Source organism: Streptomyces plumbidurans (genome assembly GCF_019857225.1).
Taxonomy (GTDB): Bacteria; Actinomycetota; Actinomycetes; order Streptomycetales; family Streptomycetaceae; genus Streptomyces; species Streptomyces plumbidurans.
In genome coordinates this window covers 178,476-193,545 of the sequence record NZ_JAFJSY010000017.1, presented here as the reverse complement: position 1 = coordinate 193,545, position 15,070 = coordinate 178,476, and the positions used below count along the sequence as shown (strand labels likewise).

The window sequence follows — 15,070 nt, the reverse complement described above, 5'->3', positions numbered from 1 at the left end:
GCCCGCCGCGACGGCCGGGTAGCCCACGCGCCCGCCGCGCGGCCGGGCAGCCCACGCGCCCGCCGCGCGGCCACGTAACCTTCGCGCTCGCCGCACGGCTGGGTAGCCGCCGCACCGCCAGGTAGCCTCCGCTGCCATCGCGCCGCCGAGCAGTCCGGCCGGACTGCCCGGCTTGCGTGGTTACAGAACCGTTTCCCCCTCACCGAGCGTGACATCCCCGTGTCCGCGCACGTCACCGGGCTGATACCGTCCCCGCCAACGGCCTGAATCGCATCTGGTCCGCCACACAGATCACGTCGCTGAGAGGTTGGAGCATGCCGGACGACGTCGCAGCAGCCCGGGCCGCCGCGGAGGAAGAGGCGGCGTTCGCGCACCCGGCGGTCGACCCCGACTCCACCGCCGCGTACGGCGACCACCCCGACCAGCTGATCGACTTCTACACCCCGCGCGTGGAGGCGGTCCCGGGCGGCGGCCCCGCCCCGCTGGTCGTCGTACTGCACGGCGGCGCCTGGCGGGCCGCGTACGACCGCCGGCACATCTCCCCCTTCGCGGACTTCCTCGCCCGGCGCGGCTTCGCGGTGGCGAGCGTCGAGTACCGGCGGGGCAGCGCGATCCCTGCCCAGGGCGGCAGCGGTCCCGTGGCGGGCCGGTGGCCGGAGACCTTCGACGACGTCGCGGCCGCGCTGGACGCGCTGCCCCGGCTGGTGCGCGAGAAGCTGTTGCCGGCCGACGTGCGCCGCACGGTGGTCACCGGGCACTCGGCCGGCGGCCACCTCGCCCTGTGGGCGGCGGCCCGCCATCTGCTGCCCGCCGACGCCCCCTGGCACCTCGACCGCCCCGCGCCCCTGCGTGGAGCCGTCGCCCTCGCGCCGATCGCCGACTTCGAGGTCGCCGACAAGCTTGACGTGTGCGCCGGTGCCGCGCGTCAACTCCTCGGCGGGGAAGAGAAGTTCGCCGAGCGCCGCCCGTACGCCGACCCCTCCCTGCTGCTGCCCACGGGCATCGCGACCACCCTCGTCCAGGGCCGCACCGACCTCACGGTCCCGCAGGCGGTCGCCGAGTCCTACGCGGACGCCGCCGCGAAGGCCGGCGAGGTGGTGGGCCTCACGCTCCTGGAGGACGTCGGCCACTTCCCCCTGATCGACCCCGCCGCGGACGCGTGTGCGGTGGTCGCCGAGGAGATCGCCCAGCTGGCGTGGTGACGCGCCGGTACGGCCTGCCGTAGTACCTGAGAGGGAGACCGAAGGACCCTTCTCACTGGTGACGCCCGCCGCCCCGGCCTGCGCCTACCGTCTTACCCGTGACCGACACGACCCAGACGCAGTCGCCGCCGCCGGAGCCGCCGGAGGGCGCGTACGAGCCGTACAAACCGCGCAGCCCGGAGTTCCGGGCGGCCATGGACGCCCTGCGCGGGCTGCGGCAGGACCTGTTCCAGGATGCCTTCGCCTATCGCCCCCTGCCCCGGGCGAGCGGCGACGGCCCGCTCGCGCGCCGGCTGTCCGGGCGGATGCGGGAGTACGCGACCTGGGCCCCGCACGCCCTGATCACGGCGGCCGGTCTGCTCGCGATGCTGATCGCGACCAGCGGGTTCCTCGACGCCGGCGTCTCTCTCGTCGTCGGTCTGCTGGCCCTGGCCCCGGTCCTGCTGACCATGGCCCGCCCCGTCGGCGCGTTCTGGCTGTCGATGGCGGCGACCCCGCTCGCCGCCGCGCTCGACAGCGGCGGCGGTTCCGAGTGGCCGTGGCCGTCCGGCGCCTTCGCCTGCCAGCTGTTCGTACTGACGATCGTGGCCATCCGCACCCGTCCGCGGGCGACCGCCTGGATGTGGCTGCTGACGGGGGCGTACGGCTTCCTCGCCGAAACCGTCCTCGGCGGTTACGGAAGCTATGGCCCCTACGGCCCCTACTTCGGCCCGAACACCGTGGAGATGCTGTTCGTCTCCGCCATCGCCCTGCTCGCCGTCACGGTCTGGCACATCCGCCGCGACGCCCGCCAGGAGGTCACCGCCCAGCAGACGGTGACCGCGCACGAGCGGTCCAGGCGCACCCTCCTGGAGGAGCGCACGACCATCGCCCGCGAACTGCACGACGTGGTCGCCCACCACATGTCGGTCGTCGCCATCCAGGCGGAGGCCGCCCCCTACCGCGTCGAGAACCCGCCGCCCGAGCTGGAGCGCGCCTTCGCAACCATCCGGGAGAACGCGGTGGCCGCGCTCACCGAGCTGCGCCGCGTCCTCGGCGTCGTCCGCGCCGAGGACTACGAGGCCCCGGACGCCCCGCAGCCCACGCTCGCGGACCTCGACGCGCTGCTGGCCAATGTCCGCGAGGCGGGCCTGAACGTCGACAAGGTGGTGACCGGAGCGGTGCGCGAGCTGCCGCAGGGTGTGGAGCTGTCGGCGTACCGGATCGTCCAGGAGGCGCTGAGCAACAGCCTGCGCCACGCGCCGGGCGCGGGCGCCCGCGTCGAGATCGGCTACGTCCTCGGCGGCCTGGGCGTACGCATAGTCAACGGCCCGCCGCCCGAGCCGAGCCTGATCAAGCCCTCGCCGGGCGCGGGACACGGCATCACCGGGATGCGGGAGCGCGTCTCGATGCTGAGCGGGGAGATGACCGCGGGCCGGACCGACGACGGAGGCTACGAGGTGGCGGTGTTCCTGCCGGTCGCGGACACCAGAAACGACGCCCGGGAAGACTCCAGGGAAGGTGACGCATGGCCATCCGCGTCCTGATCGCGGACGATCAGATGATGGTGCGTGAGGGCTTCTCCGTCCTGCTGAACGCGATGCCGGACATCGAGGTCGTCGGCGAGGCCGTCAACGGGCGCGAGGCGGTCGACCGGGTCCGCGAACTCGCCCCCGACGTCGTCCTGATGGACATCCGTATGCCCGAGCTGAACGGCATCGAGGCGACCAGGGAGATCGTGGCGGCCGACACCACCGCCAAGGTCCTGGTCCTGACGACCTTCGACCTCGACGAGTACGTGTACCAGGCCCTGCGCGCGGGCGCCTCCGGCTTCCTCCTCAAGGACGCCTCCGCCCGCCAACTCGCGGACGGCGTACGGGTGGTGGCAGCGGGCGAGGCCCTCCTCGCACCGACCGTGACGAGGCGCCTGATCACGGAGTTCTCGAAACTGGCGGAAGCACCGCGCCACCTGGCGTCCGCCCAGGCGGCCTACGGCGACCTGACCGAACGCGAGACCGAGGTCCTCGTCCTCATCGCCCAGGGCCTGTCCAACGCCGAGATCGCCGGGCGCCTGGTCGTGGCCGAGTCCACGATCAAAACCCACGTCAGCCGCATCCTGGTCAAGCTGGGCCTGCGCGACCGCACCCAGGCGGCGGTGTTCGCGTACGAGGCGAGGCTGGTCACGCCGGGGTGAGCCGGGCTAGCGTCCCGGCATGGGAGCTGTTTCCGACCTCGCCTTCGACCCGTGGGACCCGGCGTTCGTCGCCGACCCGTACCCCGCCTTCGCCGAGCTGCGCGCCGCGGGACGTGTGCACTACTTCGAGCCCACCAACCAGTGGCTGGTGCCGCACCACGCCGACGTCTCGGCGCTGCTGCGCGACCGGCGGCTCGGGCGGACGTATCTGCACCGGTTCACGCACGAGGACTTCGGGCGGACCGCGCCGCCGCCCGAGCACGAGCCGTTCCACACGCTCAACGACCACGGGATGCTCGACCTGGAGCCGCCGGACCACACCCGGATCCGGCGGCTGGTCTCGAAGGCGTTCACGCCGCGGACGGTCGAGCAACTCAGGCCGTACGTCACCCGGTTGGCGGGGGAACTGGTGGACCGGCTCGTCGAGAGCGGCGGCGGCGACCTGCTCACCGACGTCGCCGAGCCGCTGCCCGTGGCCGTCATCGCCGAGATGCTGGGGATCCCGGAGGCGGACCGGGCCCCGCTGCGACCCTGGTCCGCCGACATCTGCGGGATGTACGAGCTGAACCCCCCGGAGGAGACCGCGCGCAGGGCCGTACGGGCCTCGGTCGAGTTCAGCGAGTATCTGCGCAAGCTGATCGCCGAGCGGCGCAAGCAGCCCGGTGAGGATCTGATCTCGGGGCTGATCGCCGCGTACGAGGAGGGCGACCGGCTCACCGAGCAGGAGATGATCTCGACCTGCGTCCTGCTGCTCAACGCCGGTCACGAGGCAACGGTCAACGCCACCGTCAACGGCTGGTACGCCCTGTTCCGCAACCCGGACCAGCTGGCCGCCCTGCGCGCCGACCACTCCCTGATCCCCTCCGCCGTCGAAGAGCTGATGCGCTACGACACCCCGCTCCAGCTCTTCGAGCGCTGGGTGCTGGACGAGATCGAGATCGACGGGACCACCGTGCCGCGCGGAGCCGAGATCGCCATGCTGTTCGGGGCGGCCAACCACGACCCCGAGGTGTTCCGGGAGCCCGGGCGCCTCGACCTCACCCGCCGCGACAACCCCCACATCTCCTTCAGCGCCGGCATCCACTACTGCATCGGCGCCCCCCTGGCCCGTATCGAACTGGCCGCGTCCATGACGGCCCTGCTGGAGAAGGCCCCGGGACTGCGCCTCGCGGCGGAGCCGAAGAGGAAGCCGAACTTTGTGATCCGGGGGTTGGAGGGGCTGACCGTCGACGTGAGGTGATCACCCGTTCGGATGATCATGGAGGAAACTCGGGCGGCAGTCGCGCTTGCCTGGCCAAGCTGGTGCCGGCCTGTGAGGGGAGGCACCGTGACGGTCATGGCAGAACGCGCGTCGTCCCAGCTGTCCGTCGACATGTTCGAGCGGATCGCCGCATTCGCCGAGCGGGAGTGCGAAACCGTCAGGTTCGAATTCATCGGCGGACGGATCGGACTCCGAAAATTGACGAACGGCAGCCATGGTGAGGTCGCCATGTGGTTGGCCTTCCACTGCAAGTGAGCGCGCCCCGAACTCACGCTCAACGTGACCGGGCAAGGGCTGAAGGTCGAGGCATACCGCGGGGGTCGCGCCCGGCCTGACGCCGTGCTCGCGCCGACGGGCTATTTCACGGCGCAAGGCGATTGGGCAGACCCCGGCGGCGTGCTGATGGTGGTCGAGACCACGTCCTGCGATCCGGACACCCACAAGCGTGATCGTGTGGAGAAGCCTCAGGCGTACGGCGAGGCCGGTATCCCCGTCTACTTGCTGATCGATCGCGACGAACTCTCCGCTGCCGTCCACAGCGAACCGGACCCGCAGGTCGGCTACCGCGACATCCACGTGGTCAAGTTCGGCGGCAAGCTCACGCTGCCGAACCCGGTCGGCATCGACATCGACACCGGACAGCTCAAGCAGTACGGCGACTGAGCGGTTGGCGTCACGTCGTCATGTCCCGCCGCCGCACCCCCACCAGCCCCGCTGCCGTCAGAACCACCGCCACCCCGAGCAGGACCAGCACCGGCGCCCACTGCATCGACCCGCCCGGCAGCTTGGGCAGATGACCGAACGGGGAGATGTCCAGCACCGCCTGCGGTACGTCCAGCGCCGGGCCGACCCAGCCGATCAGGAGGACCGCGCCCGCGACGCCCCACGCGGCCGGCGCCAGCCGGGGAGCCACGCCGTACAGCAGTACGGCCACCCCGCCGATCACCCACACCGCAGCCACCTGCACCAGGCAGGCGCCCATGACGGGGCCGACCTGCTTGCCGTAGCCCGCGGCGAAGCCCAGCCCCGCCAGCAGCATGATCAGGGCGCTCCCGCCGAACGCCACCGTCAGATGCCCGGCGGCCCACCGCATCCGGCCCACCGCGTTCGCGAGCAGGGGCTCGGCGCGGCCGGACGTCTCCTCGCCGTGCAGGCGCAGCACCGAGGCGACGATGTACAGGGCCGCGACCAGGCCGAGCATCCCGACCATCGAGGCGAGGAACGAGTCCGTGATCCCGGACTTGCCGCCCATGCGCTCGAAGATCTCGCGGGCGTTCTCGTTGTCGCCGACCAGGTCGGCCGCCCCGTCGGTCAGGCCGCCGTAGACGACCCCCGCGAGGAAGAAGCCGACGCTCCAGCCGAGGACGCCGCCGCGCTGCAGCCGCCAGGCCAGTGCGTCCGCTGTGCCGAGCCTGCCGGAGGCCGGTCCGGGGCGGGTGGGCAGGAAGCTCATGCCGAGGTCGCGGCGCCCGGCGAGCTCGTAGGCGATCATGCCTTGCAGCAGTGCCGCCGCCGCGAACAGCAGCAGCACCCACCAGCGTTCGCCGGCGTACGGCCGCAGGTTCTCCAGCCAGCCGATCGGTGACAGCCAGGTCAGGAGGGACGAGCCTCCCCCAGTGCCGAAAGCCTGGGAGGTGCCCCCATCAGTCGCCGAGTCGCCCGCGGCGCGCAGCACGAAGGCCGCGCCCAGGACCGCCGCCGTCAGCCCGCGGGCCAGCCGTGCGCTCTCGGTGAGCTGGGCGACGATCGCGGTCATCGTGGCGAAGACCATGCCGACGCCCGCGATGCCGAGGCCGAAGGCCACCGCGCCCGCGCCGCCGTGGGAGGCCATGCCCGCCGCCACCAGCAGCGCCAGCACGCCGTTGGCGACCGCAGCCGCCAGCAGCCCGGCCGTCAGCGGCGCCCGGCGGCCCACCATGCCGGACGAGACCAGCTCCTGACGGCCGCTCTCCTCCTCGTCCCTGGTGTGTCGTACGACGACCAGCAGGCTCATCACGGCGGCCAGGGCACCGGCGTAGACGCCGACCCGCCAGGCCGTCAGGGCGCCGAGCGAGTCGTCGAAGACCGGGCCGACCAGGGCGCGCAGCGAGGAGTTCGTCGTCATCTGGTGCAGGAGGTCGTCGCGTTGGGCCTGGGTGCCGTACAGGCTCTTCAGCGTGTTCGGCATCGACAGGACCATGAGCGCGTCGACCGCGACCCAGACCGGGATCATCACCCGGTCGCGGCGCAGGGCGAACCGCAACAACGTTGCGGTGCCCGCGAGTTGACGGCTTCCCCCGGTCCGTACGGCGAAGGATGCGGCGGTCATCGCGACGCCACCTCCGCGTCCTTGGGGGCCTCTTCCTGGTAGTGCCGCAGGAAGAGCTCCTCCAGGGTCGGCGGTGTCGAGGTCAGCGACCGTACGCCGGACTCGCTCAACTGCCGCAGTACGGCGTCGAGTTTGTCGGTGTCGACCTGCAACCGCACCCGCTTGCCCTGCACGTCGAGGTCGTGGACGCCCGGAAGGTGCGCCAACCCGTTGGGTGCGCCGACGAGTTCGGCGCTCACGCTGGTCCGGGTCAGATGGCGCAGCTCGGCAAGCGAACCGCTCTCCACGGTCTGCCCCTTGCGGATGATGCTCACCCGGTCGCACAGCTCCTCGACCTCGCTGAGGATGTGCGAGGAGAGCAGGACGGTACGGCCGCGCTCGCGCTCCTCCTCCACACAGCGCTGGAAGACCTCCTCCATCAGCGGGTCCAGGCCCGAGGTCGGCTCGTCCAGGATCAGCAGGTCCACGTCCGAGGCGAACGCGGCGACCAGGGCCACCTTCTGGCGGTTGCCCTTGGAGTAGGTGCGGCCCTTCTTGGTGGGGTCCAGCTCGAAGCGCTCGATCAGCTCGGCCCGGCGCCCGGCGTCGAGACCGCCGCGGAGGCGGCCGTAGAGGTCGATGACCTCGCCGCCGGAGAGGTTGCGCCACAGCGTCACGTCGCCGGGGACGTAGGCGATCCGGCGGTGCACCTCCACCGCGTCCCGCCACGGGTCGTGGCCGAGGACCTGGGCCGCGCCGGAATCGGGGTGCAGCAGGCCGAGCAGGACGCGGATGGTGGTGGACTTGCCGGCGCCGTTCGGGCCGAGGAAACCGTGCACCTCGCCGGTCTCCACCTCCAGGTCGAGACCGTCCAGGGCGTGTGTCCTGCCGAACGACTTGTGCAGTCCGGAGACGCTGATTGCCTTCGTCATGTTTCAGAACGTACGCTTACTTCAGAAATTTGTGAAGTTAAGGAAGCGTATAAAAGCGCGGATAGACTGGTGGGCAGTATCTGAGCAGGGGAGATGATCGGGCGATGACGGACGCGAAGGCGGACGAGGCCGGGATGTCGCGGGACATGTCGCGGGACCCCGAGGTCGTCTCGCGGTTCGTGGAGCACTTCGCCGCGCAACTCGTCGAGGCCGGCATGCCGCGGATGCCGGCCCGGGTCTTCGCCGCGCTGCTCGCCGCCGACGACGGTGCGCTCAGCTCCGCCGACCTGGGCGAACAACTGAAGATCTCACCCGCCGCCGTCTCCGGCGCCGTGCGCTACCTCGCACAGGTCCACCTCGTCTCCCGCCAACGCGAGCCGGGTTCCCGCCGCGAGCGGTACCAGGTGCACAGCGACCAGTGGTACGAGGTCCTGGGCAACCGCGAACTCATCCTCAAACGCTGGCAGGACGCGCTGCGAGAGGGCGTCGCGACCCTCGGCGCCGACACCCGAGCGGGCCGCCGGCTCGCGGAGACGCTCGCCTTCTTCCAGTTCGTCGAGAGCGAGTTCAGCGAGCTGCTGGAGCGGTGGCGGGTGCGGCGGGAGGAGTTGTTCGGGGAGGGGTGAGGGGGAGTGCGGGGGGCGAGGTCGGCGGAGGGTGTTTGATCGGATACTCTGAGTGGTGGCTGGTTCGTACCCAGGGGGAGGGCGCATCATGACACTCATGGCAGAGCGACCGGTGATCAGCGGTACCGAGCCCAGTGGCAGCTTCGGGGAGCTCCTGGACCTCCTCGACGAGCTGCATGTGCCCGACGGCTACAGGGCCGAGATCATCAGGGGGAGCATCGTCGTGTCGCCGTGGTCGAAGGGGTACTACCTCCGTGTCATGCGTTCGGTGTGCGGCCAACTCGGGCCGTACCTTCCCGGGGGCCACGTCATCGAGCGGGCGCCGTTTCTCTTCGTGTTCCCGGGCATCGAGCGCGCGTACGGCCCGGACATCCACGCGGCGCCGGAGAAGGTCTACGAGACGGGCAGTAACCGCCTGGACGGAGAGGGCCTCTCCTTCGTCGCCGAGCTGACGTCCACCTCCACCAGGGAGGAGGACCTGACCGACAAGGTCGAGGTCTACGCCGAGGCAGGTATCCCCGTCTACCTGGTACTCGACATGCAAAAGGAGCAGGCCATCGTCTACAGCTCCCCGTCGGCAGTGGGGGGATACGAGGTCCGCTTCAGCAAGCCCTTCGGCGAGAAGATCTACATTCCGGACCCGTTCGGGTACGCCCTCGATACCTCCGGTTTCCAGGCCCCGGACGAGAATGCCGTCGAGCCGGACAAAGCCTGACCTCCCCCCCCATGGCCCGCCTGGGCGGCAGCCCTCACTCCACCCCCGGCACCGTCAGCCCCCAAGCCCCCTCCCACACGGTCCACGTACGGCGGCGTACCGGTCCTGACACGCCCGCGTCCGCGCGGTAGCGGAAGTCCGAGCCGGAGACGCTCACGGTGCGGCCCTCGGCGCGCAGGGGTGATGCCTCGGCGCCCACCGAGAGCGGCCGTACCTCCACGGCGGCGAGGCCCGTGGCGCCCGCCGTCAGCGACACCGCCTCCACCGGCTGGTCCAGGTCCACCAGCGTCACCCCGTCGACCTCCACCCGGAGCCGGGCGGGCCGGGGCGCGGCGACCGGGGTCTCGCGGGCGGGCACCAAGGTGCGGACCAGGGACTGGGCCGTACGCAGCCAGGGCCGGCCCGTGTCCGGCGCCACCGGGGCCCGCCGGGACAGCGGCGGGATGCGCAGCGCGCCGAGCACCACCCCGTCGCTGTCGTCCACCAGCAGGTCCAGACGCCGTTCGACCCCGTCGAGGACCGCCCGCGCCGCCGCCACCGCTCCCGGGGGCACCCCGAGGGCGTGCACCACGGACAGCGCGCTGCCCACCGGCACCACCGACAGCGCACATCCGGCCAGCTCCCGTTGCCGGTGCAGCAGGGACACCGCGCGCACCAGGGCACGGTCGTCGCCCACCACCACCGGCCGCCGCGACCCCCTGCGGGCCAGCGCCCGGGCGAACTCCTCCGGCCCGTCCGGCAGGCAGACCTTCGCGTGCGCACCCGCGCTGAGCACGTCTTTTGCGATACGTACCGCCTCCCCGTCCGTGCGCCGGGCCATCGGATCGATGACCACGAGCAGCTGGTCGGAAGTCGGAGAAGTCGCCACCTCGGTCCTGCCTCGCTTCCTCGGGTAGCATCTTTGTGCAAGAGCCCCTTGCGCTATTGCGCCAGGGGCTTCGTCTATTCCGGGGCATCCGGTCCGACGGTTTGCGGCCAACGACGGCCGCGGTGCACGCGGCGGTGAACCCTACGCGTACGCCCCTGACCTTGGACATGCCCCGCCCGGAAGGGGTGTACGCGCGTGCCCGCACTTGTGCTGCTCGGTGCTCAGTGGGGTGACGAAGGCAAGGGAAAGGCGACGGATCTGCTAGGCGGATCCGTCGACTACGTGGTGCGCTACCAGGGCGGCAACAACGCCGGCCACACGGTAGTCGTGGGCGATCAGAAGTACGCCCTCCACCTGCTCCCTTCCGGAATCCTGTCCCCGGGGTGCACCCCGGTCATCGGCAACGGCGTCGTCGTCGACCCGTCGGTCCTGTTCTCCGAGCTGAACGGGCTGAACGAGCGCGGCGTCGACACGTCCAAGCTCCTGATCAGCGGTAACGCTCACATCATCACGCCGTACAACGTGACGGTGGACAAGGTGACGGAACGCTTCCTCGGAAAGCGGAAGATCGGCACCACCGGGCGCGGCATCGGCCCGACCTACGCGGACAAGATCAACCGCGTCGGCATCCGGGTCCAGGACCTCTACGACGAGTCGATCCTCACCCAGAAGGTCGAGGCGGCCCTCGACGTCAAGAACCAGATGCTCACCAAGCTCTACAACCGCCGCGCGATCGCGGTCGACCAGGTGGTCGAGGAGCTGCTGGGCTACGCGGACCGGCTGCAGCCGTACGTCGCCGACACGGTCCTGGTGCTCAACCAGGCGCTGGAGCAGGACAAGGTGGTCCTCTTCGAGGGCGGCCAGGGCACGCTCCTCGACATCGACCACGGCACGTACCCCTTCGTCACGTCCTCGAACCCGACGGCGGGCGGCGCCTGCACCGGCGCCGGCGTCGGCCCGACGAAGATCAGCCGGGTCATCGGCATCCTCAAGGCGTACACGACCCGCGTCGGCTCCGGCCCGTTCCCGACCGAGCTCTTCGACGAGGACGGCGAGGCACTGCGCCGCATCGGCGGCGAACGGGGCGTCACCACCGGCCGCGACCGCCGCTGCGGCTGGTTCGACGCGGTGATCGCCCGCTACGCGACCCGCGTCAACGGCCTCACCGACTTCTTCCTCACCAAGCTCGACGTCCTCACCGGCTGGGAACAGATCCCGGTCTGCGTGGCCTACGAGATCGACGGCAAGCGCGTCGAGGAACTCCCGTACTCCCAGACCGACTTCCACCACGCGAAGCCCATCTACGAAACCCTCCCCGGCTGGTCCGAGGACATCACGAAGGCCAAGTCGTTCTCCGACCTCCCGAAGAACGCCCAGGCCTACGTCAAGGCCCTGGAGGAGATGTCGGGGGCTCCGATCTCGGCGATCGGGGTGGGGCCGGGGAGGGACGAGACGATCGAGGTCAACTCGTTCCTCTGAGCCGCAGGTATTCCTGACCGCGGGGCCGTCCCTCACGGGGCGGCCCCGCAGCCCGTTTTCAGACTTCCGGTTCGCTCTCCCCGTGGGAGGCGCTCGGCGGCGTGGCCACTACGAAGGAACCCTTGCCGCGTACGGTGACGATCAGGCCGCGTTCGCGGAGTTCCTGTGCGGCGCGTCGGGCGGTGAGGCGGGCGACGCCGTACTCGTCGGCGAGGTGGTTCTCGGAGGGGATGGGTCTGTCCGGCGCCAGCTCTCCCGACGCGATCTTCTGGGCGATGACGTCGGCCAACTGTACGTAGAGCGGTCTGGCACTCATCGGGTCCAGCGTCGGCTTCGGCTGATCGGTATCGCTCATATGTCCAACGTAGAGGGGTGGCTACCTGCACGATCGTGTGGATCCCTCTGTACTTGTATGCAGAGGGATGTAGACAGGTGTAGCGTCGAAGACGGAAAGACCCCGGCGAGGTGGCTAGACCTCCCGGGGCACGGCCAACGCTTACAAGGAGCGTCGACATGAGCGACCTTATCCCGCGCGCCCTCCAGTGGTTGTGTCTTCTCCTCGGCCCCGGCACTGGGCACCGGCGTAGGCCGCGAGGCCATCGGGACCCGTTCCCTCAGCTCCCTCTCGCCGAGCCCCTCCCGGTGGCCCGTTCCCCCTACGGCCTCCACGATCTCCTCGACGGCGCCGACTCCGCCCTCGTCCGCCCCTACCTCGCTGTCCATGAACGGGCAGTCGAGGAAGCCGCCATCCAGCAGCGTCGCCGGCTCGCGCTCGTACTCGCCGCCGACTTCGGGATCGATCTGGACCGGCATCTGATCGGTGCGCAGGAGGTGGCGGCCTGATGGGGCATCCCGACGGTTGCGCACCCGGCGCGGTCACCACCCACAGGCTCCTGCCCTGGCTTTCCCCGGAGGGCAAGCCCTGTTATCTGGTCACCGACAACGCAGGCGGCTACCTCTCTCGCCTCGCCGACGACCTGGAGGCCGTCCAGCTCGCCACCGGCACCGACGTGCTCGGTCTCGCGCGCAGCGTGCTCGACGATCCCTTCTCCCCGTACACCGAGGTCCGTTAGGCCGGGCTGCGGCTTGCCGAGTGCCTGGCCGATGTCCTGCGGGTCGCCGAGTCACGGGGGCTGCGGCTGCCCGGCTCGTAACAGACCAGCCGGGACGACGACACCGCCGCCCTCATCGTGCTGGAGATACGCACGCTCTGATAGACGCCCGACTTGGTTGAACCGCTCGGCTCGTCGAGAACTCATCCCGGGTCTGGGCGCGTTGAGCACCTGTGGTCACGGTGCAACGGCGCGAACCAGGAGCGTTCCGATGTGGCCCGGGCAGGGTGCGTCGAGGATCTGTGCGTCGGCCGTGGCGAATCCGGCCCGGGTGAGCAGGCGCTCCCATACGGCGGGGCGGTAGCTGTAGCGGTAGGTGAACATCGCCTTGCCGGCGAAGCCTCCCTTGTACATGCCCTGGGGTCCGTACGCGCCGGGGATGGCTGGAGGTTGGGAGAAGACGAGGACGCCGCCGGGGCGGAGCCTCCGACGGACGAGAGGGAAAAGACGGCCTGGGTCGGTGAACCATACGGCTCCGAAGATCGAGTAGATCGCGTCGTACGTGTCCTCGTGCTCGCTCAGGTACTCCAGGACCTCTGAGCACACGAACTCCGCGCCCGTGCCTGCCCACTTCGCGGTCGTCTTCTTCACCATGACGGGAGACAGGTCCACGCCCCGGGCCGCGATGCCGCGCTGCGCGAGGCGGGCGAGGGCGCGGCCGGTGCCGCAGCCGATCTCCAGGACGGAGCGCGGGTCGCCGAGCAGTTCGGGGCCGGGGCCGTGACCGGCGTACTGGGTCCAGCAGAAGCCCGGCTCCGCGTCGTCCTTGAAGGCGGAGGCGGCGAAGGTGTCCCACAGTTCCGTCTCGGCAGCGATGTCGTGTTGTGCGGGCAAGGCGATTCCTCTGCGCAGGGTCTGGCCCCCGTCCTTCGAGGGACCGAGGACAGGGGCCGGCGTAGGGCCGTTCAATGGCTGTCGGGGACCTTGTTGTCGCACGGCGAGCAGTCCGTGCCGTCGATCGCCCACAGCTCCTCGTCCACGCCGAAGCCGATGGACTTCAGGAAGTCGGCGGTGCGCAGGCACAGGCCGTCCCGGCGGCGCTCGATGAAGGGGGCGTGGTGCTTGTAGCGGCCCCTGTTGTAGACGTCGCAGAGGGCCCACCACACCGGCGTGTCGAGGACGAGCTGATGCACGCCGATGTCGACGAGCTTGCCGACGCCCAAGTGAATCTCGGGGTGTTCCATACAGCCGATGGTGTACATGACGGCGTTGCCGAGGATGCGCTCGGCCATGTCGCGGACCATCGTGTGGTCGCGGAGCAGCAGGGCCACCTCGCGGTCCCAGAGCGTCATGCCGCTGTCCAACACGTTGATCGACAGGTGCTCGATATGGGGTTGCACGGCGTTGAGGAGTTCCTTGGGGTCCCGTGTGCGGGTGCTGGTAGGTCGGTCGAGCGTGACGGTCATGGACTACTCCTTCGGAGACAGGTCGTGCCGTTCCGGACACGTGGTGCGAACGGCTTGTGCGGCCGTGAACGTGACGGTAGGCAGCGGGCGTTGTCGGTCGCCAGAGGAGTTGCGCGAAGTTGCTCGACTCCTCATCGAAGTTGCGTAAGGTTGCTGATTCAGGGCAACCGAGGCCCGGACGTGGGGCGTTGGTCTCGTGGAAGCTTGAGAGATCAGTCCCCGAGGCAAGGACGTGATCGTGACCCGGCGACTTCGTTTCAACGGCACGGGCAGTGGTGTCAACGGGTGCCCGTCCGTCCATGAAGACCTCGACACAGGCGAGGTCATCGTGCATGGTCCCACCCTCACCGACCCCGACGACATCGCCCAGCTCCGGCACCTGAACGAGGGCGAGGTGCCCATCGTGGTGCCGCGCGAGTTGTTGGTCGACTTCGGCCCGAAGGAGGTCGCACGCGTGCCCGACATCATCGGGCTGGACGAGTTCGACCGGCTCTTCACGCAGTTCGAGCACACAGCGTGGCGTCTGGAGACGCGCCGCCGCTACGCATCGGACGAACTCACGGACACCTACGCCCAGTTCATGCGCGGCGAGCCCGTCAACTGGGAGGGAGTCGACGCGGAATGGTGCGCGGAGCGCCGTGAGCAGGTGGCTCTCGGCAAGCGGTTCGAGCGTGTCCGCATCGTCGACGATCCGCCCACGGCCGGTCAGCTCTACTTGCTCGACAACGCGCGCCGTAACAGCTCCGTCGGAGAAGGGATCCTCAATCTGTGGCGAGAAGATGCCGACCGCTTTCGCCTGCCCACCGAAGATTTCTGGATCTTCGACTCCCGGCTGGTCGCACTGCTCGATTTCGATGACGCCGATAATCTGGTCAGTGTCGAGTTGATCACGGAGCCTGCCGCGGTGCTGCGCTACGTCATGGTGCGCGACGCGGCGCTGCATCATGCCGTCCCGTACGAGGAGTTCGCGGCACAGCTGGCCGCGAAGGGGCACTGAGGCGGGTGTGTA

16 protein-coding genes and 1 pseudogene are annotated in these 15,070 nt (G+C 70.2%); 11 read left to right on the top strand and 6 right to left on the bottom strand.

The window, feature by feature from the left end; translation table 11 throughout:
* Nucleotides 1-314 precede the first annotated feature (314 nt).
* The 5 genes and pseudogenes from JYK17_RS14770 (at nt 315) to JYK17_RS14750 (ending at nt 5,299) form a co-directional block, all read left to right on the top strand.
* On the top strand, nt 315-1,202 hold the full coding sequence (locus JYK17_RS14770; RefSeq protein ID WP_108010737.1) for an alpha/beta hydrolase family protein: 888 nt from the start codon (nt 315-317) through the stop codon (nt 1,200-1,202).
* Nucleotides 1,203-1,300: 98 nt separating this feature from the next.
* Nucleotides 1,301-2,728, top strand: coding sequence for a sensor histidine kinase (locus JYK17_RS14765; protein WP_222810517.1), 1,428 nt, complete (start codon nt 1,301-1,303; stop codon nt 2,726-2,728).
* Nucleotides 2,710-3,375 (top strand): response regulator, encoded by a 666-nt coding sequence (locus tag JYK17_RS14760; RefSeq protein WP_128802486.1) that lies wholly within the window; start codon nt 2,710-2,712, stop codon nt 3,373-3,375. The genes JYK17_RS14765 and JYK17_RS14760 overlap by 19 nt, the downstream gene beginning before the upstream one ends.
* Nucleotides 3,376-3,394: 19 nt before the next feature.
* On the top strand, nt 3,395-4,615 hold the full coding sequence (locus JYK17_RS14755) for a cytochrome P450 (RefSeq protein ID WP_222810516.1): 1,221 nt from the start codon (nt 3,395-3,397) through the stop codon (nt 4,613-4,615).
* Nucleotides 4,616-4,702: 87 nt separating this feature from the next.
* A pseudogene (locus tag JYK17_RS14750) lies at nt 4,703-5,299 on the top strand (Uma2 family endonuclease).
* Between the two features lie 10 nt (nt 5,300-5,309).
* Here JYK17_RS14750 and JYK17_RS14745 read toward each other — a convergent pair.
* Nucleotides 5,310-6,944 (bottom strand): ABC transporter permease, encoded by a 1,635-nt coding sequence (locus JYK17_RS14745; RefSeq protein ID WP_222810515.1) that lies wholly within the window; start codon nt 6,942-6,944, stop codon nt 5,310-5,312.
* Nucleotides 6,941-7,855, bottom strand: coding sequence for an ABC transporter ATP-binding protein (locus JYK17_RS14740; RefSeq protein WP_108010756.1), 915 nt, complete (start codon nt 7,853-7,855; stop codon nt 6,941-6,943). Before JYK17_RS14740 ends, JYK17_RS14745 begins: the two co-directional genes overlap by 4 nt.
* A gap of 104 nt (nt 7,856-7,959) precedes the next feature.
* On the opposite strand from JYK17_RS14740, the gene JYK17_RS14735 reads away from it, so the two are divergent.
* Both JYK17_RS14735 and JYK17_RS14730 read left to right on the top strand, forming a co-directional pair.
* Complete coding sequence (locus tag JYK17_RS14735) at nt 7,960-8,481, top strand: GbsR/MarR family transcriptional regulator (protein ID WP_108010758.1); 522 nt, start codon at nt 7,960-7,962, stop codon at nt 8,479-8,481.
* Between the two features lie 88 nt (nt 8,482-8,569).
* On the top strand, nt 8,570-9,196 hold the full coding sequence (locus JYK17_RS14730; RefSeq protein ID WP_222810514.1) for a Uma2 family endonuclease: 627 nt from the start codon (nt 8,570-8,572) through the stop codon (nt 9,194-9,196).
* Nucleotides 9,197-9,230: 34 nt separating this feature from the next.
* Here JYK17_RS14730 and JYK17_RS14725 read toward each other — a convergent pair whose 3' ends face one another.
* A complete protein-coding gene (locus JYK17_RS14725; protein ID WP_234548473.1) occupies nt 9,231-10,016 on the bottom strand; it encodes a diacylglycerol kinase family protein in 786 nt (261 codons plus the stop codon).
* A 243-nt stretch (nt 10,017-10,259) separates the two neighbouring features.
* Here JYK17_RS14725 and JYK17_RS14720 point away from each other — a divergent pair, with 243 nt between their 5' ends.
* Nucleotides 10,260-11,543, top strand: coding sequence for an adenylosuccinate synthase (locus JYK17_RS14720; protein ID WP_108010762.1), 1,284 nt, complete (start codon nt 10,260-10,262; stop codon nt 11,541-11,543).
* Between the two features lie 58 nt (nt 11,544-11,601).
* Here JYK17_RS14720 and JYK17_RS14715 read toward each other — a convergent pair whose 3' ends face one another.
* Nucleotides 11,602-11,898, bottom strand: a complete 297-nt coding sequence (locus tag JYK17_RS14715; RefSeq protein WP_181362424.1) for a GntR family transcriptional regulator — start codon at nt 11,896-11,898, stop codon at nt 11,602-11,604.
* A gap of 158 nt (nt 11,899-12,056) precedes the next feature.
* Here JYK17_RS14715 and JYK17_RS14710 point away from each other — a divergent pair, with 158 nt between their 5' ends.
* Entirely contained in the window at nt 12,057-12,386 is a 330-nt protein-coding gene (locus tag JYK17_RS14710; RefSeq protein ID WP_222810512.1) for a hypothetical protein, read from the top strand.
* A complete protein-coding gene (locus JYK17_RS14705; RefSeq protein ID WP_372465118.1) occupies nt 12,386-12,616 on the top strand; it encodes a hypothetical protein in 231 nt (76 codons plus the stop codon). The genes JYK17_RS14710 and JYK17_RS14705 overlap by 1 nt, the downstream gene beginning before the upstream one ends.
* 216 nt (nt 12,617-12,832) lie before the next feature.
* Here the strand turns inward: JYK17_RS14705 and JYK17_RS14700 are convergent, their stop codons facing one another.
* A complete protein-coding gene (locus JYK17_RS14700) occupies nt 12,833-13,489 on the bottom strand; it encodes a class I SAM-dependent methyltransferase (protein ID WP_108010766.1) in 657 nt (218 codons plus the stop codon).
* A 71-nt stretch (nt 13,490-13,560) separates the two neighbouring features.
* On the bottom strand, nt 13,561-14,061 hold the full coding sequence (locus tag JYK17_RS14695; protein ID WP_128802492.1) for a hypothetical protein: 501 nt from the start codon (nt 14,059-14,061) through the stop codon (nt 13,561-13,563).
* A 238-nt stretch (nt 14,062-14,299) separates the two neighbouring features.
* On the opposite strand from JYK17_RS14695, the gene JYK17_RS14690 reads away from it, so the two are divergent.
* On the top strand, nt 14,300-15,058 hold the full coding sequence (locus JYK17_RS14690) for a DUF6879 family protein (protein WP_222810523.1): 759 nt from the start codon (nt 14,300-14,302) through the stop codon (nt 15,056-15,058).
* The last annotated feature ends 12 nt before the right edge of the window (nt 15,059-15,070 follow it).

Bases quoted from the DNA above. Each gene is read 5' to 3' on its own strand.
- JYK17_RS14695 (WP_128802492.1), bottom strand. From the start codon at position 14,061: ATGACCGTCACGCTCGACCGACCTACCAGCACCCGCACACGGGACCCC.
- JYK17_RS14730 (WP_222810514.1), top strand. From the start codon at position 8,570: ATGACACTCATGGCAGAGCGACCGGTGATCAGCGGTACCGAGCCCAGT.
- JYK17_RS14770 (WP_108010737.1), top strand. From the start codon at position 315: ATGCCGGACGACGTCGCAGCAGCCCGGGCCGCCGCGGAGGAAGAGGCG.
- JYK17_RS14710 (WP_222810512.1), top strand. From the start codon at position 12,057: ATGAGCGACCTTATCCCGCGCGCCCTCCAGTGGTTGTGTCTTCTCCTC.
- JYK17_RS14745 (WP_222810515.1), bottom strand. From the start codon at position 6,944: ATGACCGCCGCATCCTTCGCCGTACGGACCGGGGGAAGCCGTCAACTC.
- JYK17_RS14715 (WP_181362424.1), bottom strand. From the start codon at position 11,898: ATGAGCGATACCGATCAGCCGAAGCCGACGCTGGACCCGATGAGTGCC.
- JYK17_RS14705 (WP_372465118.1), top strand. From the start codon at position 12,386: ATGGGGCATCCCGACGGTTGCGCACCCGGCGCGGTCACCACCCACAGG.
- JYK17_RS14755 (WP_222810516.1), top strand. From the start codon at position 3,395: ATGGGAGCTGTTTCCGACCTCGCCTTCGACCCGTGGGACCCGGCGTTC.
- JYK17_RS14740 (WP_108010756.1), bottom strand. From the start codon at position 7,855: ATGACGAAGGCAATCAGCGTCTCCGGACTGCACAAGTCGTTCGGCAGG.
- JYK17_RS14735 (WP_108010758.1), top strand. From the start codon at position 7,960: ATGACGGACGCGAAGGCGGACGAGGCCGGGATGTCGCGGGACATGTCG.
- JYK17_RS14760 (WP_128802486.1), top strand. From the start codon at position 2,710: ATGGCCATCCGCGTCCTGATCGCGGACGATCAGATGATGGTGCGTGAG.
- JYK17_RS14725 (WP_234548473.1), bottom strand. From the start codon at position 10,016: ATGGCCCGGCGCACGGACGGGGAGGCGGTACGTATCGCAAAAGACGTG.